This window comes from Serratia sp. SCBI, assembly GCF_000747565.1.
GTDB lineage: Bacteria > Pseudomonadota > Gammaproteobacteria > Enterobacterales > Enterobacteriaceae > Serratia > Serratia ureilytica.
Genome location: NZ_CP003424.1, coordinates 1,367,392 through 1,388,019, shown reverse-complemented (window position 1 = coordinate 1,388,019; position 20,628 = coordinate 1,367,392). Strand labels below are relative to the sequence as shown.

Below are 20,628 nucleotides of genomic sequence, written 5' to 3'. Positions count from 1 at the left end.
CCGTTAACTCAGAACAACCAGGAACCGTACCCCCACAGCAGCACCGTCACCCCAAGCAGCAGCTCGAGCAACAGAATGCCGATGGCGAAGGTCGAGCTGGAGAAGATGAACCCTTCCTTACTGTCGATATTCAGGAAGTGCGGGATCCCCAGATTCAGCAGATAGCCCGAATAGCACAGGCCGATAATGCCGACAAACAGACACAGCCAGACGACCGGATAAAGCGCCACTACCCCGCTGAGGAACATCGGGGTCGCCACGTAGCCGGCGAACACCATGCAGCGGTGCAGGCTTGGGCGCGATTCATAACGCCGCGCCATCCAGTGAATGACTTTCCCCATGGCCGCTACGCCTGCCAGCATCAGCAGGTAGAACGCCACGGCGGTATAAAACGCGGTAAACATGTCGAGCCTGATGGCATGTCCCTCGCCGGAGAGCCAGCCCAACTGGGTGGTGCCGATAAAGGCGCAGACCACCGGGATTGCTGCCAAGAGCAACACGTGATGGGTGTATAGGTGCGAGACGCTTTCATTCTCGCTTTTGATCTGTTCGAACTCGGCGCTGGGATGCGCCAGAAGTCCCCAAACATGACTGACCATGAGACACCTCCTATCTCGCCGTAGGCCGCGATCGGCGAACGAATTTCACACCTCTGACGGACAGCTACCCGTGCGAGGATTGCGGCCACGGGGCTCTCTCCCCTGTACTAATTATAGTCTTTTGGCGAAAAAACGTGCGGAAAGCGAAAGGCGCGACGCTTTGTCTTATACTCCCCCATTAAACCCAGGCTGTGAGGAAGGTTATGTCATCCGCTATCATCACCCGCCAGGCGGGGATCGTCGACGTCGACGCCGGGCGCAATGTCACCGTGGTAGAACCCTGCAATCTTTACGGCTGCCGGCTCGGCGACGATGTCTTCGTCGGCCCGTTCGTCGAGATCCAGCGCCACGTCAGCATCGGCGCGCGCAGTAAAATTCAGTCGCACAGCTTTATCTGCGAATACGTTACCCTAGGCGAAGCGTGCTTTGTCGGCCACGGCGTCACCTTCGCCAACGATCTGTTCAAAGACGGCGCGCCCAACGCCGATCCGGCCAGCTGGGGGCGCACCTGCATCGGCGATCGGGTGTCCATCGGTTCCGGCGCCACGATCCTGGCGGTGACGATCTGTAGCGACGCGGTGATCGGCGCCGGGGCGGTCGTGACCCGCGACATCACCCGCAAGGGGATCTACGCCGGCAACCCGGCGCGTCTGCTGCGGGAGCTGCCGTAATGAACCCGGCCATCCGCATCGCGGCCATTGAGACATTGCCCGACGATTATCTGGCCCGCGGCGATTTCAGCTTCACCATCGCCTGTTACGCCCTGCCGCAGTTCGACAGCCCGGTGGACAGCTGGCCAACCCGACCGGTGGCGCCGTTTCGCAAACGCTATCCCCTGGCGCCGTTCGCCAACGAAGACAGCGTGACCTTCCTGGCTTATCGCCAGAACGACGCCGTTGGCCACATCACGCTGAGCAAAAACTGGAACGGCTACACCCTGATCGACGAGATCGCCGTCAGCGCTGACGCGCGCCGCCAGGGCATCGCCGGGGCGCTGCTGGACTGCGCCAAACAGTGGGCGCGGCAGCAGGAAACCTCAGGTATGATGCTCGAAACGCAGAACAACAACCTGGCGGCCTGCCGCTGCTACCAGCACTATGGGTTTATCCTCGGCGGCATCGATCGCTTGCTGTACCGCGCCGAACCGGAGATCGCCGATCACGAAATCGCGCTGTTCTGGTATTTGCCGTTCAATAGCGAAATCGGTTACTGATTTATCGATTGCCATTGAGGTTATGTTTACTTTTTAACCCCTACCATCGGATGAGAACTGTTATCACTTACTCTGATAAACCAGCGACACCCATGGAGGGCCGTATGAACAAGAACAAGGCTGTTTTACTGATGTTAGCTATCGCCATGAGCGGATGCGCCGATCGCCCCACCGCCGTCACCCCGCAACGCCGCCGACCGACGCCGCCGTTTCGCCGCCGAACCTGCAACCGCAGATGGATGACAGCACCCGCAGCAAGCTGCGTGAGATCCTCGCGCTGCGCGCCGGTTGGCCCGCCGCGCAGCCGCATGGCCGCACCGTCGATTTGATTTCGCGCGAATTCCTCGGCACGCCCTATCTCGCCAACCGCCTGATCGGTTCGCAGAGCACGCCCGAGCAGTTGGTGATCGACTTCCGCGGGCTGGATTGCTTCACTTACATCGATTATGTCGAAGCGCTCAGCACCGCCCGCAGCGAAGCCGAGTTCGTTCAGCGCCTGGTGGACATCCGCTATGTCGACGGCAAAATCGCCTTCCCGCAGCGCAAACACTTCTTCACCGACTGGGCGCAGCGGCCGAAAAAAGTGGCCGAAGACATCACCGCCCAGCTCAGCCCGCACGCCGTCAGCCTGGTGAAAAACCTCAATCAGAAAGCCGACGGCGGCAGTTACCTGCCCGGCTTGCCCGTCGTGCAGCGCAGCGTGACCTACATTCCCAGCGACCGCGTCGACGACAAGGTGCTGGCCCAGCTGCGCACCGGCGACTACATCGGCATTTACACCAACCTCGCCGGGCTGGACGTGACCCATACCGGCATCTTCGTCATGACCGACAACGGCCCGGTGCTGCGCAACGCCTCATCGCGCAAGGCCAACATGCAGGTCGTCGATTCGCCCTTTATGGATTATGTGATGGCCACGCCGGGCATCGTGGTGCTGCGTTCGCTCAGCCGATAATCCCCCATCGCATAACGGCTATAAGCTATAGCCGTTTATGCTGAACGAGCGTTTGACTTCATCGGCGGTTCAGGCTTAGCTGTAAGAACAAAAACCAACTGATTTTATTGTTCTTTTCAGGGAGAGCTCGATGACCTTACGCTGGCGTATCACCCCTCTGGCGGCGGCCTTCGCCGCCGTCTTGGCGCTTCAGGGCTGCGATCAAAAAACCGACCAAAACCATATCAAAGTCGGCGTCATCAACGGCGCGGAACAGGACGTGGCGGAAGTCGCCAGGCAGGTGGCGAAAGAGAAATACGGGCTGGACGTCGAGCTGGTCGGTTTCAGCGGTTCGCTGCTGCCGAACGACGCCACCGACAAAGGCGAACTGGACGCCAATGTGTTCCAGCACCGCCCGTTCCTCGAACAGCAAAACAAAGATCACGGCTATAAACTGGTGGCGGTCGGCAATACCTTCGTCTTCCCGATGGCCGGCTACTCCAAAAAGATAAAATCGCTGAAAGAGTTGCCGGACGGGGCGGTGATCGCCATTCCGCTCGATCCGACCAACCTGGGACGCGCCCTGCTGCTGCTGGAAAAAACCGGGCTGATTAGCCTGAAGCCTGGCAAAGGGTTGCTGCCTACCGCGCTGGACATCAGCGCCAACCCGCATCATTACCAGATCATGGAGCTGGAAGGCGCGCAGTTGCCGCACGTGCTGGACGATCCGAAGGTCACCGTCGCCGTCATCAGCACCACCTACATCAACCAAACCGGCCTGTCGCCGACCAAAGACGGCATCTTCATCGAGGATAAAGACTCGCCGTACACCAACATCATCGTCACGCGCGAAGACAACAAGGACGCGCCGAACGTGCAGAACTTCATCAAAGCCTATGAATCGGATGAAGTGGCCAAAGCCGCCGAAAAAATCTTCAACGGCGGCGCGGTGAAAGGCTGGTAATGCCAGGCAAACCGCCTCCGGGGCTCTCCCCAAAGAGCCCCTTCCCGCTCATCATCGCCTTTTCTTATCTCACCATAAGAAAACCCGATTTATCCCGGCGGCGAGCAGCGCGCATAATGGCGTTTATCCGCTGATTTTCAAGGTAAACAGACACGTGACAACGCTCTCCGCCCCCGTACTCAGCCTTCTTGACGCCACACCGGACGATATGGCCGCCGTGCTGCGTATTTACACCCAGCACGTGCTGTACGGCGCGGCCTCATTTGAAGAGCAGCCGCCGACGCTGGCGGAAATGCAGTTGCGCCTGAGCAAGGTGCGGGAGGCCGGCCTGCCCTGGCTGGTGGCGAAAAGCGCAGGCGTCATTGTGGGTTACTGTTATGCCACGCCTTATCGCCCCCGGCCGGCTTACCGCTTTACCGTGGAAGACTCGGTGTACATCGCCGAAGGGCAACAGGGTAAAGGCATCGGCAGCGCGCTTCTGAGCGCCTTGATCTCCCGCTGCGAACAAGGCCCCTGGCGCCAGATGCTGGCGATCGTCGGCGATTCCGCCGCCAACCGCGGCTCATTGGCCTTGCATCAGTCACTCGGCTTCACCAGTGCAGGAACGTTAAAAAGCGGTGGGGTTCAAGCTGGGGGAATGGCGCGACACGCAGATTATGCAGCGCGCGCTGGGCGCGGGCGACAAGCGGCGCCCGTGAAGGCATGACGACGCACGATAGAGAGATAGCGTCTATAGTGAAGAATGATTTCATTAAGTTAGCGCCAATCGCGCCCCACCTTTAACCGGTAAGGAAGAAGCCAATGAAAATTATTCTGTGGATTGTCGCCATCATCTTCATCGTGGGTTTGTTGACGATTACCGGCGTTCTCAAACTGATCTTTTAATTCGTCTGATACGTCCCGCCCCTCCCGGGGCGAGACTTTTCATCAAGCCTTGAAACGCGCGCGCACGGCGCCCAGCGCCGACACCACCGCCAGCACGACACCGCCGGCCACCAGCCCGAACGCCACGTTCAACAGCGCCGGGATCACCCCCTGCAAAAGATGGCCAAACGTCGGCACCACAGTGGTGTACGAGGCCCAGTCTTCGAACAGATGATGCACCGGCGGCAAACCGTGGGTCAGAATACCGCCACCGACCATAAACATGGCGACAGTGCCGACGATCGACAGCGTTTTCATCAAATAAGGCGCGGCGCGCACGATGCCGCCGCCGAGGGAGCGCGCCACCGCGCTGCGTTTGCGGCTCAGATACAGCCCCAGATCGTCCAGGCGGACGATGCCGGCGACAATGCCGTACACACCGAGCGTCATCACGACGGCGATGCCGCACAAGACGATCACCTGCTGGCTGAAGGTGGCGCCAGCGACCGTGCCCAAGGTGATGGCGATAATCTCGGCGGACAGCACAAAATCGGTGCGTATCGCCCCCTTGACCTTGCGTTTTTCATAGGCCGCGGCGTCCTCATTGGCGCCGGGCCCGTCCGATGTCTCCTCCTGCGCCGCCTTGCCGGGGCTCAGGCTATGGAACACCTTTTCGAACCCTTCGTAACACAGGTAGGCGCCGCCCACCATCAGCAGCGGCGTAATCGCCCAGGGCGCGAAGGCGCTGATCAGCAGCGCCAACGGCACCAGGATCGCCTTGTTGATCAGTGAGCCTTTGGCGACGCTCCACACCACCGGCAGCTCGCGGTCGGCTTTAACGCCGGTGACCTGCTGCGCGTTGAGTGCCAGATCGTCCCCCAGCACCCCGGCGGTTTTTTTCGCCGCCATCTTGCTCATTAAAGAGACATCGTCCAGCAATGAGGCGATGTCGTCGATGAGAGTGAGTAAGCTACTTCCTGCCAAAATGATTCATCCTTTTACATTCACATTTATTATTTGTTTAGCATAGCGGTTAAGCGCCATGCAGGGATATAGGATGAGAGAGGAAAACGCCAGGCCAGCAATGGCCGCCCCGCGCCGACGTTAAGCCCCTCGCCCGCCGGCCCCTCATCGGATCCGGTAGCGGTCGCACGCGAGATATGTTGAAGGACAAGGCGATGGGCATCAAATATGCACGATAAATGCGTGCTGCCTTCAAGCAAACCAAAGGCGATTTGGGCGTTGCCATGCTGTTTGACGAAGCGCTGCATCGCTTGCGCATTGAACAACTCATCCTGCGCTGCCGCCAGCAGCAAGGTCGGTAATCGCAGCGCCGCCAGTTGCCTGGCCGGGGCGCGAGGCGTCAACGCGTTAGCCATATTGACGCTGTATTGGCAGACAAAATCGGGGGCGGCGGCCAGCACAGCCGGGGGAAAATTCAGGCTGACCGCCCGAACGTGCCCAAACCAGCGCCCGCCGCTGAGCGCATTGGCGACAAACGGCCATTGTCGCACCTGCGCAAAACGGGCCGTCCCCGCCAGATCGCGGGCCATCCCGGAAAATGGCCCCAGCTCGGGCGCCAGCATGATCAGGCTGTCCGCCTGCTGTTCGCCAGGGTAACGGGTCAGGTAGTTGAGCAACATGCCGGCGCCGCTCGAATGGCCCAGCAGGTGCCTGCGCGCCAACGGAAACCGGCGGCGCATTTCCGCCAGGATGACATCGACATCGCGCCAAATACGCTCAGGCCGCTCAACCGTCCCCCGCTCTCCCGTGGAATCGCCATGTCCGCGGATATCCACCAGGCACACCGCGAGCGTTGGCTCGGCGGCCAGCTGGCGCGCAAGAACGTCATACCCGGCGGCGCTGTTAACCCCGCCGCCGTGATAAACCACGATCGCGTCTTCACTCTCGGCAGCGTGCCGATACAGACGATAGCTCAACCCCTCGACGCAACCGGACGACATGTCCACATGCCCGCCCGGCCACTCGCCGTAAGACTTCGCTTGCTCAACATAGCGGTCAAAATCAATCAAAGCGCACCTTTCCATGATGTTGTCGGTATTTCCTACGGCAGAGAGCCCTGCCGCCATGCCGATAAGCATATGAAACAACAGTAGGCACTACCATCCCTTTTGCACGCCGCGCGCTGAGCTCAGGGCAGATCGCCCGCCGGCACATTGAGCTGCCAGGAAAGGCCGAAACGATCGTTGAGCCAACCGAAACGGGCGCTGAAGCCGTAGTCATCGAGCGGCATCAGCACCTTGCCGCCCTCCGCCAACCGGTGGAACGCCCGCTCCAACGCTTCTTCGTTAGGCAGGTTGATGAACAGCGACACCGCCGGGGTAAAGCTGAAGTCATGACTGATCGGGCTATCGGTAAACACCAGGTTCTGCCGATCAAAATCGATGGACGCATGCTTGATCAACCGCCGGCCGTCCGGCGTCGGATCGTAATGCTGCACCTGCATGAGCCGAAAACGCTCGAACACCTGGCTGTAGAGATCGATCGCCCGCTGCGCCTCTCCCTGGAACATGACAAAGGTCGAAACCTGACTCATAACATCCCCTCCGGCAAACGTTGTGGTATTAATGGAGGATAGCGGATTACCGTTGAAGCGGCGGAAAGGAGCAACCATGAGCATCATTCATCGCCTGGCGCAGCCGGACGATCTCAACGGCCTGTTAGCCTTGTATCGCGAGCTGCGCCCGCAGGACGCGCCGCTGCGCGCCGACGATGCGCGCCGTACCCTGCAACGCCTGTTGGACGATCCGGCGATCCGTCTGGTGGTGGCGGCGAAAGAAGATCACCCGATCGCCACCTGCATGCTGGCGCTGATCCCGGGGCTGGCGCATCAGGCACAACCGTTCGGCGTCATCGAACACGTGGTGACGGCGGAGCCCTACCGCGGCCACGGCGTGGCGCTCGCCATGATCGAATACGCGCTGCAGCTGGCCTGGCGCAAAGGCTGTTACAAGGTGATGCTGCTGTCGGGGCAGCAACGCACCGGCGCGCACCAGCTCTACCTGAAAGCGGGCTTCGACGGCGATCGCGAGCGGGGATTTGTCATCAGACGGCCCGAGGGCCGATAGCGGCCCGCCGCAAACGGGCGGACCGCCAGGAGGGTTATTCGCTGTCGTTCTTCGCCAGACGGGCGTCTTTTTGGCGGCGATAGTCACGCGCGGCGGCCGGGATCGGCGTCACCTTGCCGGTTTCAATCCAGCTGCGCAGCCGGTTGGCGTCGGCGAAGTGGGTGTATTTGCCGAAGGCGTCCAGCACCACCAGCGACACCGAGCGGTTGCCGATCACGGTGCGCATCGCCAGGCAGTGCCCCGCCTGGTTGGTGAAGCCGGTCTTGGTCAGCTGAATGTTCCATTTCGGGTTGTACACCAGGTGGTTGGTGTTGCGGAACGGCAGCGTGTAGTTGGGATCCTTGAAGCTGGCCATGCGTTCGGTGGTGGTGCTGAGCTGGCCGATCAACGGATATTGCTTGGTGGCGATCAGCAGTTTGGTCAAATCGCGCGCCGTCGACACGTTATGAATAGAGAGCCCGGTCGGTTCCACATAATGGGTATTGGTCATGCCGAGCGCCCTGGCCTTGGCGTTCATCGCTTTGATGAAGGCGCTGTAGCCCCCCGGATAGTGGTGCGCCAGGCTGGCGGCCGCGCGGTTTTCCGACGACATCAGCGCGAGCAGCAGCATATCCTTGCGGCTGATTTCGCTGTTCAGCCGCACCCGCGAATACACCCCTTTCATCTCCGGCGTCTGGTGGATGTCCACCGACAGCATCTCGTCGAGCGGCAGGTGCGCGTCCAGCGTGACCATAGCGGTCATCAGCTTGGTGATCGAGGCGATCGGCACCACCTCATCCGGGTTGCGCGCGTACATCACCTTATGGGTTTGCATATCGACGACCATCGCGCTGCCGGAGGCCAGCTCCGGCTGGGTGGCGTGCACGGCGGCGGCGTTGTCGCTGGCCAGCGCGCGTGGCGCAAAGCCTGCGCCCGCCTGCAAAGCGAGCAGAGTCAGAACCAAAACACGTATTTTCACAGGCATTACTCTGAAATGGGGGCTTGAATTCAGCGAATTATATGTGAGGGTTCAGCGCTTGGCACTGGGATTGTATGGCGGATTTGTGACAAATTCTGTCGGCCGAAAATCGGTACAGCCCGCGGGCGCTCTGGGATGAACGCCCGCGGGGAAAAAGTTACAGTGCCGGCTGCCACGCCGACTGCGGCAACAGGTACAGCCCCGGCGTTTGCCGCGCTCCCGCGCCGACGATATGGCCGATGCCGGCCGCCATCACCGCCAGCGTGACGTCGAAGGCGTTAAGGCTGTCGCCGTAGCCGGCGGTCAGGTTGAACATCGAGCCGTTGGCCAGCAAATAGACCGTCTTTTCATTCAGTTGGTAAGCATTCACATAAGGCATCGGCTCGTGGTGCGGCAGGCTCTTGAGGAAGCCGACATCGATCTCTTCGGCCACGTGGCCGACGTTGAGGATAAATACGCCGTCCTGCGCCTGTTGCAGATGCTGCACCGAGAGCACGTTTTTCGCGCCGGTCGCGGTGGCGATAACGTCCGCCTGCGCGACCGCGCTCGCCAGATCCACCACCTGCCAGCCGTCATAACGCGCCTGCAGCGCACGCGCCGGATCGATTTCCGCCACCATCACCTGGCCGCCGTAGGCTCTGGCCGCGGCCGCCGTGCCCTGCCCGACCAGGCCGTAACCGATCACCAGCACGCGCTTCTCGTGCAGCGTCAAATGGGTGGTCTGGAAGAAGGTATGCCAGGCGGTCAGCCCAACCATGTGCCGGTTATGCAACCCTTCTTTCACCGGCAGATCGTCCCAATTGAAGATCGGGTAGCGCGGCGCCACGCCGTTCAACCGGCTGATGCCTGAACCGGTGGCCTCCAGCCCGGCGACGATCTGCGGGCCGTTCGACGATTGGTGCAGACGGGTGGTCAGATCCGCTCCCATTTCGCACAGGTGAGTCGGCCGCCAGGCCAGCGCGCGATCGAAAGATTCCGACCACTCGCCGGCGCTCATGTCGCGCCAGGCGTAAGCCTGCGCGCCCCGCCGTTCCAGCCAGGCCACCACGTCGTTCTGTACCGTGGTGGGATTGCAGGTGGTCAGAAAGATCGCCGCGCCCTTGTCCAGCAGGCCGGCCACCAGCGGTGCCATTTTCAGATCCAGGTGCATATTGCACGCCAACCGCACCCCGTGCAGGTCCGGCAACGCCGCCACCGCCGCCCGGGTGCGCGGCATATGGCGCATCGCCCAGCTCAATTCGCTCTCAAAATCCTGATACATCCGTTGCTCCTCTGATGCGCCCCGCCGCCAGGCGTGGCAAAAAAGTTATCCCGCGCGGCCAAGCCGGCGGATCGCCTGCGGCGACAGGCCAAATACGCGGATAAACGCCCGCCTCATACGCTCCGGATCGCTGAACCCCACCGAGCGGGCGATCGCCTCCAGCGGTTCGGCGCTCTCTTCAATACGCCCTCTGGCCGCCTCTACCCGCAGCTGCTCGATCACCTTGGCCGGCGTCTGTCCGGTTTCGGCGCGGAACAGCCGGCCGAATTGCCGCTCGCTCAGGCAGGCGGCGTCGGCCAGATCCGCCACCGACAGCGGCAGATGCAAATGCTCGCGCGCGTACGACAGCGCGGTGCGCATGCGATCCGACGACGGATTCAGCGCCAGCAGCAGTGAGTACTGCGACTGCCCGCCGGGGCGGCGGTGATAGACCACCAGCTGCCGCGCCACGGCCGCCGCCAGGGTGGTGCCCAGATCGTCTTCGATCAGCGCCAACGCCAGATCGATGCCGGCGCTGATGCCGGCCGAGGTCCAGATATCCCCGTCGCGAATGAAGATGCGGTTGCTGTCGACGCGTATGCGCGGGTAGTTCTGCTGTAGCCGCGCCGCATGATACCAGTGAGTGGTGGCGCGCTTGCCGTCCAGCAGCCCGCAGGCCGCCAGAATAAACGCGCCGGTACATACGCTGGCGATGCGCCGCGCTCGTCGGCTTTGGTTGGCCAGGAACGCCGCCAGCGCCGGTGATTGCGCCGCCATCACGTTGCCGCTGCCGCCGGCCACCACCAACGTATCGAAACGCTCGTCGCCGCACGGCTGCGTGGCGATTTCCACGCCGGCCGAGCTGGCGACCATGCCGCCCTGCGGCGAGATCGCCACACAGCGATAGGCCGGCGGGTCGGTGAACTGGCTGACGTTATCGAACGCCGCCAGCGGCCCGGCAAAGTCCAGCAGGTTAAAACCGGGAAAAACCACAAAACCGATCGTTTTCATGATGGCGCTTTTTGAGGGTTATCTGTCATATCAGCCAAAAACAGGGCGGCTATTATGACCCAGGTCCAACGATAAAAATGAGGCGAATATCATGTCTGAATCACTCGTGATTGTATTTCCCATCTATCAAGGCGTCACCCAGCTCGACTTCACGGGCCCCTTGCAGTTCCTGCGCCGCATGCCGGGCGCGGAAATCATCGTCGCCTCGGTAGACGGCGCGGATGTCGAGTCGGAAGGCTTGCACTTCACCCAGCTGCGCCCGCTGCCGGAGATCGCGCGCTGCGACGTGCTGTGCGTACCGGGCGGCAGCGGCTGCACCCAGGCGCTGCAAGATGAGGCCTTCATGCAGCAGATCCGTCGGCTGGGCGCCGATGCCCGCTACCTGACCTCGGTGTGCACCGGTTCGCTGATCCTGGCCGCCGCCGGTCTGCTGCAAGGCAAACGCGCCGCCTGCCACTGGTCGATGCGCGACAGCCTGAAGCTGTTCGGCGCCGTGCCGAGCTCAGCGCGCGTGGAGCGCGACGGCAATGTGATCAGCGGCGGCGGCGTCACCGCCGGCATCGATTTCGCACTGGCGCTGATCGCCGAACTGCACGGCGAAGAGACCGCCCAAATGATCCAGCTCTATCTGGAATACGCCCCGGCGCCGCCGTTCGAGGGCGGCACGCCGGAATTGGCCCCGCCGCACATTTACGCCAGGGTACAGGCGCAGATGGCGGAGAGCCTGCAGCGGCGCAGAGCGTTGGTGGCCCAGATCGCCCAAGGTTAGCAATCGGGCGTATACTTGCCCTTATGCGTCAGCCACATAAGGAGTAAGGAATGACCGATTTAGCCCACTATATTACGGACTACGGTTACTGGGCGTTGTTTATCGGCTGCCTGGCGGAAGGGGAAACCATCACGCTGCTGGGCGGCATCGCCGCTCATGAAGGGCTGTTGCACTGGCCGTGGGTGATCGCAGTGGTGGCGCTGGGCGGCATGATGGGAGACCAGCTGCTGTACTTCGCCGGCCGCCGGGTTGAAGGCCGCGTCATCTCGCGGCTCAAGGGACAGGAAAAGCGCATCGCGCGCGCCAGAAGGCTGATCGCCCGCCACCCGATGCTGTTCGTTATCGGGGTGCGTTTCATGTACGGTTTCCGCATCATCGGCCCGGTGTTGATCGGCGCCAGCCGCCTGCCGCCGTCGCGCTTCGTGCCGCTGAACATCCTCGGCGCCATTTTATGGGCGACGATCTTCGTCATGCTCGGTTATTTTGGCGGCCAGGCGATCGAACGCTTCGTTACCGGCTTCGACAAAAAGCTCTCCAGCCTGCTGTTTGTCGCGCTGGCGATCGCCGCCATCCTGCTGGTGCGTTTCTGGTGGCGTAAACGCCACCCGGAGTAAGCAAACGCAGCGGGCGTCAGCTTTCCTGCGGCGCCTCGCGCATCAGCGCGACCAGTTCGCGCGCCGCTTTGTCCAACGGGCGATTCTTAAGCCAGATCAAATGCATCGGCAAGCGCAGCTCGTTCTTGGTGTTTTTGAATTTCAGCCGCACCAACCGCCCCTGCGCCAGCAGCGGCTCGGCCAACGACAGCGGAAAATTGCCCCACCCCAGGCCCGCTTCCACCATGTTCAGCGCCATCGGCAGGCTGTCGGTGCGCCAGTAAGCCTCCGCCACCTGGGGACGCAGATCGCCGATCGGCAGATCGCGGCTGGCCACCATGATCTGCCGCACGTTGACCAGATCCTCGAGAAACAGCTCGCCCGCCGCGCCGTCCAGCGCCGGGTGCTGCGGTGACAGCATCGCCACCAGTGACTCCGCGCCCACGAAGTGGAACTGTTCCGCGCTGTTGACGTTCAGCCCGCCGAACGCCAGACAAACGCCGATGCGCCCCTCGTGCAGCATGTGCAACACGTCGTCCTGCGGCGCGCTGAGCACTTCGATGTTCAGCAGCGGATAACGTTGCGACAGCGTTTTCACCGCCGCCAGCAGGCCGGCGCCGTTGATATCCGACGCCACGCCGATCGAAAGCCGGCTCTCCAGCCCCTGAGACAGTTCGATGGCGTGCACCTGCAGCTGCTTGAGCTGCCCGGCGATCAGGCGGGCGTGCGGCGCCAGGGCCAACGCCAGCGCGGTCGGCGTCGGTTCACGGTGAGAACGGTCGAACAAGGCGAAACCGAGCTCCGCCTCCATGTTGGCGATGGCCATGCTGACGGCGGAGGGCACGCGCCGCAGCGCGCGGGCGGCGGCGGAAAACGAGCCGCGATCGAGCACCGCCAAAAACAGTTCGATGTTGTCGCTGGAAAAATTCATTGTTCAACCTGTCAGATTAACTGACAGCTCCTGACTTTTTCTATCAATGTGATTGACGTTATCTTAGCCGCCGTCGCCACAGAGGCAACTAAAAACAGATCGGGAGAAAACGATGCAAGGCGTCAAACGCAAACTGGTGTATGTCACCGCTTATGAAATCATCGGCATGGCGATCTCGGCGCTGGGGCTGGCGCTGCTGTCGGGCCACGCGCCAAGCAGCACCGGGCCGCTGGCGGTGGTGATCACCACCATCGCAGTAAGCTGGAACTTTATTTACAACTATGTATTCGAGTGGTGGGAAAGCCGCCAGGTGTCGCGCGCCCGCACGCTCAAACGCCGCATTTTGCACGCCGTCGGCTTTCAGTTGACGCTGGTAGTGTATCTGATCCCGCTGATCGCCTGGTGGATGGGCATCACGCTGTGGCAGGCGCTGCTGCTGGATATGGCGTTGATCGTCATCATTCCTTGTTATACCTTCGTGTTCAATTGGGCATTCGACAAGCTGTTCGGCCTGCCCGCATCGGCCCTGCCGGCCGGCGAATCGGCCTAAGACTCGTTACGCGACCACCGACCCGCTGCTGATGCCATTTTCTGCGCGGGTCGCCATTTCCTTTCCCCTTATTTCTCACCGCGAAATATAAGAACAACACCCTGTAATTTGCACGGTAATTATTATTTTGTGATTTTAATCACTTTTTATTCCTCGATATTTCCGTCTTGATAAAACATCACATCTTTTTGAATAATATATCCTTTTATATTTGGATTAAAAAATAAACACACTTGTTCACGTTTTATGCGCAGTATTTTTTGCCACCATTACGGAGAAAAGGTAGCATGCTTCGCCGTTATTTTAATGATGGCTGTATACACAATAAACAGCGGAATGATGCCACGACCTCATTCTCATGACGATTGGTCATAGCAATCGTTTGCTCTCGGTAAGAGCAGGGTTAACATAGACAGGTAAACAGGACGGATAATGCACTCACAAAAACAGTCTGCGGATGAAAAACACGCCGCCAGAAGACGCTGGCTAGACTCTCATGAATCCGGTTATCACAAAAGCATGGGCAACCGGCAAATCCAAATGATCGCCATCGGCGGCTCCATCGGCACCGGCTTGTTCCTCGGTACCGGCGGCCGTCTCGAACTGGCCGGGCCGGCGCTGGCGCTGGTCTATCTGGTGTGCGGGATCTTCTCTTTCTTCATCCTGCGCGCGCTGGGCGAACTGGTGCTGCATCGCCCTTCCAGCGGCAGCTTCGTTTCTTACGCTCGCGAGTTCCTCGGTGAAAAAGCCTCTTACGTCGCCGGTTGGATGTATTTCCTCAACTGGGCGATGACCGGCATCGTCGACATCACCGCCGTGGCGCTGTACATGCACTATTGGGGCACCTTCGCCGACGTGCCGCAGTGGCTGTTCGCCCTCGGCGCGCTCGGCATCGTTGCCACCATGAACATGATCGGCGTGAAGTGGTTCGCCGAGATGGAGTTCTGGTTCGCGCTGATCAAGGTCGCCGCCATCGCGCTGTTCCTGATTGTCGGCGTCGTCTTCCTCGGTACCGGCACGCCGGTGGCCGGCCACACCACCGGCATGCACCTGATCACCGAAAACGGCGGCATGTTCCCGCACGGCCTGCTGCCTGCGCTGGTGCTGGTGCAAGGGGTGATCTTCGCCTTCGCCGGCATCGAGCTTATCGGCACCGCCGCCGGCGAGTGTAAAGATCCGGCCAAAATGATGCCTAAAGCGATCAATAGCGTGATCTGGCGTATCGGTCTGTTCTACGTCGGCTCCGTGGTGCTGCTGGTGCTGCTGCTGCCGTGGAACGCCTATCAGGCCGGCCAAAGCCCGTTCGTCACCTTCTTCAGCAAGCTGGGCGTGCCTTACATCGGCACCATCATGAACATCGTGGTGTTGACCGCCGCGCTGTCCAGCCTCAACTCCGGCCTCTACTCCACCGGCCGCATCCTGCGTTCGCTGGCGATGGGCGGCTCCGCACCGAAGCTGATGGCCAAAATGAGCAGCCAGCAGGTGCCTTACGCCGGCATCCTGGTCACCTGCGGCATCTACGTGATCGGCGTAGTGCTCAACTACCTGGTGCCTTCACAGGTGTTCGAGATCGTGCTGAACATCGCCTCGCTGGGCATCATCGCCTCCTGGGCGTTTATCATCGTTTGCCAGATGCGCCTGCGCAAAGCCGTGCGCGAAGGCCGCGCTCAGCCGGTGTCGTTCAGAATGCCGGGTGCGCCGTTCACTTCGTGGCTGACGCTGGCGTTCCTGCTGATCGTGGTGGTAATGATGGCCTTCGACTACCCGAACGGCACCTGGACCATCGCCACCATTCCTGTGTTGGCGGTGCTGCTGACGCTGGGCTGGTTCGGCCTGCGCAAACGCGCGCAGGAAGTGAAGCTGGAACAGCAGGCTCACGAAGAGCAGAACCCGCACTGAATCGACAAACCGCCCTCCGGGGCGGTTTTTTTATCCGCTATAACCGCCCGTAGAACGTCATTCTGGCGCTTTCCGACAGCATCACGTCCGGCTGCGCATTGTAGGCCAGCACCACCAGCATGCGCGTGGTGTCGCCTTCGCTCGGCGTCACCCGGTGCATGGCGTTGCGCCCGCGAAACAGCACCAAATCCCCCTCCTCCATCGCCAGCTGTTTGACCGCCCGCTCGCCGTCCAGCACCTGCGTGACCCCGGCATAGTTCATCTCGCCGCGATCGGCGTCGCGCAGGTTCTCCACGTATTCGAAGCGCCCGCCCGCCTGCGGTTTCTGGATCAGGAGCGTGATGGCGAACGAGGAGTTGTCAAAATGCCAGCCCAGCTCCTGACCGGTGTGGGCATAATGCAGGTTGATCGACGACAGCCGATCGGCGTAGGGATAGAGCTGCGCCTCGTCCAGCACCGCACAGAGGAACGCGCGAAACGCCGGAGCGTCGTACAACGTGCGCAGCGGCGACTGCGGCGGAATATCTTCGTCGGTAATGCAGCCCTTGGACGACACCACCAGCCGGTTGCGCGCATGCTCGGCCGGCAGCGCGTCGTCCTGCGGCCGTAGATACACGTTGTGTTTGCTGGTGGCGTAAAACGCCGCATGGTGCTGTTCGGCGCCTTCCAGCCGCACCGTCGCCAGCGCGGCTTCGCGCAGAAATCCCGGCAGCACCAGCGCGCCGGCGCGCGCCAGCGTTTGCCGGCAGCGGACGCGGAACGCGGCGTCGTCGATGGGGTGGGCGGACAGATCGATAATATCGGCAAGTTGCGGCATGACGTTCCCCTCGTGTGCGAAAGCCGGATGCCTCCCACTGTAGCGAATGCCGCATTGCCGCCATAACAAAAATACGTTATGGATAAGCTAACGAATTCTTAGCGATAAGCCCTGCTCATGCACTCACCGTCCCGTGCGCGCTTGCCCAAGCTGAGCGCCATTCTGGCGTTCGAAACCGCCGCTCGCACCGGCAGCCTGGCCCGTGCGGCGGATGCGCTGGCGCTGACCGCCGCCGCCGTCAGCCAACAGATCCGCCAGCTCGAACAACATCTGGGCATCACGCTGTTCATTCGCGCTAAAAGCGGCGTCACGCTGACCGAACAGGGCGCGGACTACCTGGCCTACGTGCAGGAGGCGTTTGAAACGCTGCGCGTGGCGCAGCAACACGTCGAACGCCAGCGCGGCAAACAGGCGCTGACGGTGTTCGCCCTGCCGGCGCTGGCGTCTAAATGGCTGAATCCGGCGCTGGGCGACTGGCTGGCGCAGTGCCCCGACGGCGATCTGCGGCTGCACGCGACCCATGCGGCGGTCGATTTCGCCCATTCGGCGGCGGATTTCGCACTGTGCTTCGGCGATCAGGATTACCCGCTGCTGGAAAAGGTGCAGCTGTTTCAGGATCGGGTGCAGCCGGTATGCAGCCCGGCGCTGCGCGATCGCGGCGACTGGACGCAGCTGCCGCTGATCCACGTCGACTGGGGCAAGGAGAGCCAGTTTCTGCCGGGCTGGCACGAATGGTTCACCGCCGCCGATCGGTCGCCGCCGCCGCGCCGCGGGCTGACCTATAACCTGACCTCGCTGGCCATCGACGCCGCCGTGCAAGGACGCGGGGTGCTGCTCGGCCAGCGGCGGCTGATCGCCCGTGAACTGGCGGAAGGCCGGCTGGTCACCCTGGCCGAACCGGCGCTGCCGCTTAGCAAGCCCTACTACGTAGTTTACCCGATGCGCACGCTGGAAAAACCCGGCGCCGCGGCGTTTTTGGGCTGGCTGCGGGAGCTGGCCCAACGCTCGGCATAGCGTTCAGGTTTTGGCCATCAGCTCGCCCAGCAGCAGGTTCGTGGCGCGCGGTTGGTACACTTCATTGCCTGCACCGGGGGTGAGCGTCAGCTCGCCGATATAGAGCCTGTCTTGCGTCAGGTAGAAATCGACCCGGCAGTAGTCCAGATCGGCGGCAACGGCTTGGGCGACCTCAATCATCTCATCCCAAAAGTCAGGCTTCGCGTGCAACGTGTTGATCTGGGGAATATCTTTCTGGGTAAAAAAGCAGTGATGCGCATGGCGGTCCAAAAACTCCAGCGACGTCGGCTCCGGGCCGCCCCGCAGCAACTCCACGAACAGATAAGGCTGGCTGCCGTTAAAAACATGCACTTTATAGTCGATCAATTCACCGTCGCGTTCGATGTCCAACAGGTTTTCAACCACAATTTGCAGTGGGATCTTCGCATAGTGCTTCTCACGAAAGCGCTTCCAATACGTTATTTTTGACCATTTCTTGAGAGTGCTTGCAATCTCATCATAACTCACTCGCGCTTTATCTCTGACAATCTTAACTTGCTGCGAGGCATTATTTGTTTTGATAACAAAAGATTGAGGCAACGACAAATAGTCTTGCTCAGTGAAGTTCTCCGTTATCATGATGACCGGCGTTAGGTATTTTTCCGAAACGCGACTGGATATATAATCCCTCACCGCCACCTTGTCCGCCAACAGGCTGAACTCTTCGCGCGGGTAGCGCATTCTGTGGTAAATCCTTTCAGAAAAACTTTTAGGATTCAAAAAGTTGACAAAGCTTCCGTGAACAGAATAATGCGACAGCTGATAATAAATAAAGTCAGGCGAAACCTTATAGAGGTATTTTACGAATTTTCTCATTCCGTTGATTCATCCATTAATCCAACATAACAAAAGATTCAGCTAAAGTTTAAATGCAATTGACTTCAATTGTAAAATATAAAAAAAGCCTTGGTGATTATTAAAGGATAAAAACGGAATAATCCTATATCATAAGGTATTCAGGGAAGCGTCAGTGAAACTAAAGTTCATAGACTTCAGCATAATAAGAAACGCTTCCTGGATGATAGCGGAAAAGACGGTATCAATCCTCGGCGTTATATTCATCACCGCCTACATGGCCAAATATATTGGGCCGGAAAGCTTCGGAAAGATTACCTTTGCCACGGCGATTTTCGCCATTACCCAAACGTTGGCGCTGCTGGGGTCGGACACCATCCTCTTCAAACGCATTAGCCGTAATCCGCGCTCCGGCGCAGCGCTGATGTTCTCCACCAACCGGCTGAGGCAAGCCTGTTTCCTGGCCTTTTCTGCGATCATCTTGCTTTATACCGGGCTGCGGGAAGACTTCACGACCTTTTACTTTTGCGCCGCCACATTCCTGGCCTCGTTTTTTTCACTCAAAGACGTCTTCGCCATTTACCATGACGCCCGGCTGGAATCGCGTTTCAATACCCTGGCCAACGTGGCCGGCTTAGCCAGCGCATTGTTGGCTCGCTGGCTGATCGTGTTTTTTGATCTGCACCTGTACTTTCTGGCCATCCCTATCGTGATGGTGTACCTCATCCCCTATCTGATCCGTCATCACCTTTATCATCGCCGCCATCCGGGCTTTTCGGCCCCCGGCCGTATTCGGCGCAAATATGTGCGCTATCTGCTCGCCAGCGGCCTGCCGTTGGCGGTATCCAATGTTTCCATCGCCATCTATACCCGGCTGGCGCAGCTGTTTTTGATGTGGTTCGTTTCCGCCGCGGTGCTGGGCATTTACTCGGTCGCCATTACCCTGGCGACCGCCTGGATGTTCGTTACCGATGCCGTCATCACCTCGTTCTTCGCGAAAATATTCGCCTATCGGCGCGAAGACGCGATGCGCGCCGCGGCCAAACTGAATGGGTTGGTGCTGGCCATCGCCTTAGCCATCGTCGCCGGGATCGTTTGGCTGGGCAAACCGGTCATCGCACTGTTGTACGGCGAGCAATACCTGGAGGCCTATGCCGCCATGGGGGTGTTGGCCGTCGCCACCCTGCTCTCCGCCCTGGGGACCGTGGCCTATAAATACATCGTGCTGTTTTCCGGTTACGGCTTCCTTTCCCGCAAAATGTTGTTGGTGTTTATCATTAACATTCCCCTGTCATACGGCCTGATTCGGCAATACGGTATGATGGGCGCCGCTTACAGCACCTTGCTGACCGAACTGCTGTCATTGACCATACTCAACTATCTCTTTCAGCGGGGTGCCGTACTGAAAATGCATCTGCGCTCACTGAACCCGGCGCTTTACCTAAGACGCCCGTCGGGAAAGTAATCCGGCTGCCGAGGCGCAGCACGTAATGCGCTCACAAACGCCGCAAAGCCCGCTATTTTAAGCCTACTTTTTCTCATGCGAGACACCCTGTGGACACCCAACGCTACCTGCAGCATATCGGCTTTACCGGCGTCGCCCGCCCCGATCTCCCCACGTTGCAACAGCTGCACCATCGCCACATGCTGAGCGTACCGTTCGAGAACCTGAGCATTATTTATCATCAGGGTATTCAGCTGGCGCCCGAAGCGCTGTTCAGCAAAGTGGTCGAGCGTAACCGCGGCGGTTTCTGTTATGAGCTGAATACGCTGTTCGCCCTGCTGCTGCGGGAGATCGGTTTCAGGGTGAGCTTTATCTCCGGCGAGATCCGCGCGCGCGACGGCCATTTCGGCCCGCCCTACGACCATCTGGCGCTGCGGGTGGATCTGGCGGGCCAGGCCTGGCTGGTGGACGTCGGTTTCGGCGATTCCTTCCTGACGCCGCTCAAAATCGTCGTTGCCGAGCCGCAACCGCAGGCCAGCGGCACCTTCCACCTGGAGCGGGAAGGCGAATATTACCTGCTGGAACGCCGCAACGGCGACCAGCGCTCGCATGCCAAAACCCTGTATCGCTTTACCGTTCAGCCGCGCGAACCGCATGAATTCGATGAGATGTGCCACTTCCACAGCACCTCGCCGCAGTCGCACTTCACCCAGCGCCTGGTGTGTTCACGGCCGACCGAACTGGGCCGAGTGACCCTCAGCGACATGAAGCTGCTCGTGACCGAAGATCATCAACGCCACGAAACGACGCTGCATTCGGAAGAGGAACGGCGAGCCGCGCTGTGGCGGCATTTCGCCATCGATGTGGATCGTTGACGGCGCGGGCGGCGTCCTTTTATTACGATT

General features: G+C 60.4%; 21 protein-coding genes and 2 pseudogenes. 13 read left to right on the top strand and 10 right to left on the bottom strand.

The genetic code is table 11. The features are described 5' to 3' along the window. Positions 1-8 precede the first annotated feature (8 nt). A complete protein-coding gene (locus tag SERRSCBI_RS06420) occupies positions 9-599 on the bottom strand; it encodes a Yip1 family protein (RefSeq protein ID WP_019453944.1) in 591 nt (196 codons plus the stop codon). 203 nt (positions 600-802) lie between these two features. Between SERRSCBI_RS06420 and SERRSCBI_RS06415 the strand changes: the two genes are divergently transcribed. The 5 genes and pseudogenes from SERRSCBI_RS06415 (at position 803) to SERRSCBI_RS06395 (ending at position 4,408) form a co-directional block, all read left to right on the top strand. After that, a complete protein-coding gene (locus SERRSCBI_RS06415) occupies positions 803-1,270 on the top strand; it encodes an acyltransferase (protein WP_033642275.1) in 468 nt (155 codons plus the stop codon). Continuing rightward, positions 1,270-1,812 (top strand): GNAT family N-acetyltransferase, encoded by a 543-nt coding sequence (locus SERRSCBI_RS06410; RefSeq protein WP_033652386.1) that lies wholly within the window; start codon positions 1,270-1,272, stop codon positions 1,810-1,812. Before SERRSCBI_RS06415 ends, SERRSCBI_RS06410 begins: the two co-directional genes overlap by 1 nt. A gap of 104 nt (positions 1,813-1,916) precedes the next feature. Continuing rightward, a pseudogene (locus SERRSCBI_RS06405) lies at positions 1,917-2,767 on the top strand (DUF1460 domain-containing protein). A 130-nt stretch (positions 2,768-2,897) separates the two neighbouring features. Then, positions 2,898-3,710, top strand: coding sequence for a MetQ/NlpA family lipoprotein (locus SERRSCBI_RS06400; protein ID WP_033642272.1), 813 nt, complete (start codon positions 2,898-2,900; stop codon positions 3,708-3,710). Positions 3,711-3,918: 208 nt separating this feature from the next. Then, a pseudogene (locus tag SERRSCBI_RS06395) lies at positions 3,919-4,408 on the top strand (N-acetyltransferase family protein). A gap of 229 nt (positions 4,409-4,637) precedes the next feature. Here the strand turns inward: SERRSCBI_RS06395 and SERRSCBI_RS06390 are convergent. From SERRSCBI_RS06390 to SERRSCBI_RS06380, 3 genes are read right to left on the bottom strand one after another with little or no spacing between them, the layout of a single operon-like run. Next, a complete protein-coding gene (locus tag SERRSCBI_RS06390; protein WP_033642270.1) occupies positions 4,638-5,558 on the bottom strand; it encodes a DUF808 domain-containing protein in 921 nt (306 codons plus the stop codon). A 29-nt stretch (positions 5,559-5,587) separates the two neighbouring features. Then, positions 5,588-6,676: an alpha/beta fold hydrolase gene (locus tag SERRSCBI_RS06385; protein ID WP_232230743.1), complete on the bottom strand. Its 1,089-nt coding sequence runs from the start codon at positions 6,674-6,676 to the stop codon at positions 5,588-5,590. Between the two features lie 50 nt (positions 6,677-6,726). Further along, positions 6,727-7,131, bottom strand: coding sequence for a VOC family protein (locus SERRSCBI_RS06380; protein WP_033652382.1), 405 nt, complete (start codon positions 7,129-7,131; stop codon positions 6,727-6,729). Positions 7,132-7,207: 76 nt separating this feature from the next. Between SERRSCBI_RS06380 and SERRSCBI_RS06375 the strand changes: the two genes are divergently transcribed. Then, on the top strand, positions 7,208-7,663 hold the full coding sequence (locus tag SERRSCBI_RS06375) for a GNAT family N-acetyltransferase (RefSeq protein ID WP_025301952.1): 456 nt from the start codon (positions 7,208-7,210) through the stop codon (positions 7,661-7,663). A 34-nt stretch (positions 7,664-7,697) separates the two neighbouring features. Here SERRSCBI_RS06375 and pbpG read toward each other — a convergent pair whose 3' ends face one another. The 3 genes from pbpG to SERRSCBI_RS06360 all read right to left on the bottom strand — a co-directional run bounded on the left by pbpG (position 7,698) and on the right by SERRSCBI_RS06360 (position 10,872). Beyond that, positions 7,698-8,627: a D-alanyl-D-alanine endopeptidase gene (pbpG, locus tag SERRSCBI_RS06370; RefSeq protein WP_042783907.1), complete on the bottom strand. Its 930-nt coding sequence runs from the start codon at positions 8,625-8,627 to the stop codon at positions 7,698-7,700. Between the two features lie 151 nt (positions 8,628-8,778). Next, positions 8,779-9,882 (bottom strand): adenosylhomocysteinase, encoded by a 1,104-nt coding sequence (locus SERRSCBI_RS06365; RefSeq protein WP_042783906.1) that lies wholly within the window; start codon positions 9,880-9,882, stop codon positions 8,779-8,781. 45 nt (positions 9,883-9,927) lie between these two features. Further along, positions 9,928-10,872, bottom strand: a complete 945-nt coding sequence (locus SERRSCBI_RS06360) for a GlxA family transcriptional regulator (RefSeq protein ID WP_042783904.1) — start codon at positions 10,870-10,872, stop codon at positions 9,928-9,930. 91 nt (positions 10,873-10,963) lie between these two features. Here SERRSCBI_RS06360 and SERRSCBI_RS06355 point away from each other — a divergent pair, with 91 nt between their 5' ends. After that, complete coding sequence (locus tag SERRSCBI_RS06355; RefSeq protein ID WP_033652379.1) at positions 10,964-11,641, top strand: DJ-1/PfpI family protein; 678 nt, start codon at positions 10,964-10,966, stop codon at positions 11,639-11,641. A gap of 50 nt (positions 11,642-11,691) precedes the next feature. Next, positions 11,692-12,255 (top strand): DedA family protein, encoded by a 564-nt coding sequence (locus SERRSCBI_RS06350; RefSeq protein WP_042783903.1) that lies wholly within the window; start codon positions 11,692-11,694, stop codon positions 12,253-12,255. A 16-nt stretch (positions 12,256-12,271) separates the two neighbouring features. Here SERRSCBI_RS06350 and SERRSCBI_RS06345 read toward each other — a convergent pair whose 3' ends face one another. Next, the gene (locus SERRSCBI_RS06345) at positions 12,272-13,165 is read right to left on the bottom strand and encodes a LysR family transcriptional regulator (RefSeq protein WP_033642264.1); all 894 of its coding nucleotides are present in this window, start codon (positions 13,163-13,165) and stop codon (positions 12,272-12,274) included. A gap of 112 nt (positions 13,166-13,277) precedes the next feature. On the opposite strand from SERRSCBI_RS06345, the gene SERRSCBI_RS06340 reads away from it, so the two are divergent. Further along, the gene (locus tag SERRSCBI_RS06340; RefSeq protein ID WP_042783902.1) at positions 13,278-13,715 is read left to right on the top strand and encodes a PACE efflux transporter; all 438 of its coding nucleotides are present in this window, start codon (positions 13,278-13,280) and stop codon (positions 13,713-13,715) included. Positions 13,716-14,147: 432 nt separating this feature from the next. Then, positions 14,148-15,614: an L-asparagine permease gene (gene ansP, locus SERRSCBI_RS06335; protein ID WP_033642262.1), complete on the top strand. Its 1,467-nt coding sequence runs from the start codon at positions 14,148-14,150 to the stop codon at positions 15,612-15,614. A 37-nt stretch (positions 15,615-15,651) separates the two neighbouring features. Here the strand turns inward: ansP and SERRSCBI_RS06330 are convergent, their stop codons facing one another. Beyond that, entirely contained in the window at positions 15,652-16,431 is a 780-nt protein-coding gene (locus SERRSCBI_RS06330; protein ID WP_042783901.1) for a 2OG-Fe(II) oxygenase, read from the bottom strand. A gap of 117 nt (positions 16,432-16,548) precedes the next feature. Here SERRSCBI_RS06330 and SERRSCBI_RS06325 point away from each other — a divergent pair, with 117 nt between their 5' ends. After that, positions 16,549-17,445, top strand: coding sequence for a LysR substrate-binding domain-containing protein (locus SERRSCBI_RS06325; protein ID WP_042783900.1), 897 nt, complete (start codon positions 16,549-16,551; stop codon positions 17,443-17,445). Positions 17,446-17,448: 3 nt separating this feature from the next. On the opposite strand, the gene SERRSCBI_RS06320 is transcribed toward SERRSCBI_RS06325, so the two are convergent. Next, positions 17,449-18,300, bottom strand: a complete 852-nt coding sequence (locus SERRSCBI_RS06320) for an ATP-grasp fold amidoligase family protein (RefSeq protein WP_033652375.1) — start codon at positions 18,298-18,300, stop codon at positions 17,449-17,451. A gap of 154 nt (positions 18,301-18,454) precedes the next feature. Between SERRSCBI_RS06320 and SERRSCBI_RS06315 the strand changes: the two genes are divergently transcribed. Together SERRSCBI_RS06315 and SERRSCBI_RS06310 are read left to right on the top strand one after the other, a co-directional pair. Further along, positions 18,455-19,744 carry an oligosaccharide flippase family protein gene (locus SERRSCBI_RS06315; protein ID WP_042783898.1) on the top strand — a complete coding sequence of 430 codons (1,290 nt, stop codon included), beginning with the start codon at positions 18,455-18,457 and terminating at the stop codon, positions 19,742-19,744. A gap of 89 nt (positions 19,745-19,833) precedes the next feature. Next, positions 19,834-20,598, top strand: a complete 765-nt coding sequence (locus SERRSCBI_RS06310) for an arylamine N-acetyltransferase (protein WP_042783897.1) — start codon at positions 19,834-19,836, stop codon at positions 20,596-20,598. The last annotated feature ends 30 nt before the right edge of the window (positions 20,599-20,628 follow it).

Excerpts from the sequence above, each read along its gene's own strand:
- SERRSCBI_RS06420 (WP_019453944.1), bottom strand. The coding sequence starts at position 599 with ATGGTCAGTCATGTTTGGGGACTTCTGGCGCATCCCAGCGCCGAGTTC.
- SERRSCBI_RS06415 (WP_033642275.1), top strand. The coding sequence starts at position 803 with ATGTCATCCGCTATCATCACCCGCCAGGCGGGGATCGTCGACGTCGAC.
- SERRSCBI_RS06410 (WP_033652386.1), top strand. The coding sequence starts at position 1,270 with ATGAACCCGGCCATCCGCATCGCGGCCATTGAGACATTGCCCGACGAT.
- SERRSCBI_RS06400 (WP_033642272.1), top strand. The coding sequence starts at position 2,898 with ATGACCTTACGCTGGCGTATCACCCCTCTGGCGGCGGCCTTCGCCGCC.
- SERRSCBI_RS06385 (WP_232230743.1), bottom strand. The coding sequence starts at position 6,676 with ATGCTTATCGGCATGGCGGCAGGGCTCTCTGCCGTAGGAAATACCGAC.
- SERRSCBI_RS06380 (WP_033652382.1), bottom strand. The coding sequence starts at position 7,131 with ATGAGTCAGGTTTCGACCTTTGTCATGTTCCAGGGAGAGGCGCAGCGG.
- SERRSCBI_RS06375 (WP_025301952.1), top strand. The coding sequence starts at position 7,208 with ATGAGCATCATTCATCGCCTGGCGCAGCCGGACGATCTCAACGGCCTG.
- pbpG (WP_042783907.1), bottom strand. The coding sequence starts at position 8,627 with ATGCCTGTGAAAATACGTGTTTTGGTTCTGACTCTGCTCGCTTTGCAG.
- SERRSCBI_RS06365 (WP_042783906.1), bottom strand. The coding sequence starts at position 9,882 with ATGTATCAGGATTTTGAGAGCGAATTGAGCTGGGCGATGCGCCATATG.
- SERRSCBI_RS06360 (WP_042783904.1), bottom strand. The coding sequence starts at position 10,872 with ATGAAAACGATCGGTTTTGTGGTTTTTCCCGGTTTTAACCTGCTGGAC.
- SERRSCBI_RS06355 (WP_033652379.1), top strand. The coding sequence starts at position 10,964 with ATGTCTGAATCACTCGTGATTGTATTTCCCATCTATCAAGGCGTCACC.
- SERRSCBI_RS06350 (WP_042783903.1), top strand. The coding sequence starts at position 11,692 with ATGACCGATTTAGCCCACTATATTACGGACTACGGTTACTGGGCGTTG.
- SERRSCBI_RS06345 (WP_033642264.1), bottom strand. The coding sequence starts at position 13,165 with ATGAATTTTTCCAGCGACAACATCGAACTGTTTTTGGCGGTGCTCGAT.
- SERRSCBI_RS06340 (WP_042783902.1), top strand. The coding sequence starts at position 13,278 with ATGCAAGGCGTCAAACGCAAACTGGTGTATGTCACCGCTTATGAAATC.
- ansP (WP_033642262.1), top strand. The coding sequence starts at position 14,148 with ATGCACTCACAAAAACAGTCTGCGGATGAAAAACACGCCGCCAGAAGA.
- SERRSCBI_RS06330 (WP_042783901.1), bottom strand. The coding sequence starts at position 16,431 with ATGCCGCAACTTGCCGATATTATCGATCTGTCCGCCCACCCCATCGAC.
- SERRSCBI_RS06325 (WP_042783900.1), top strand. The coding sequence starts at position 16,549 with ATGCACTCACCGTCCCGTGCGCGCTTGCCCAAGCTGAGCGCCATTCTG.
- SERRSCBI_RS06320 (WP_033652375.1), bottom strand. The coding sequence starts at position 18,300 with ATGAGAAAATTCGTAAAATACCTCTATAAGGTTTCGCCTGACTTTATT.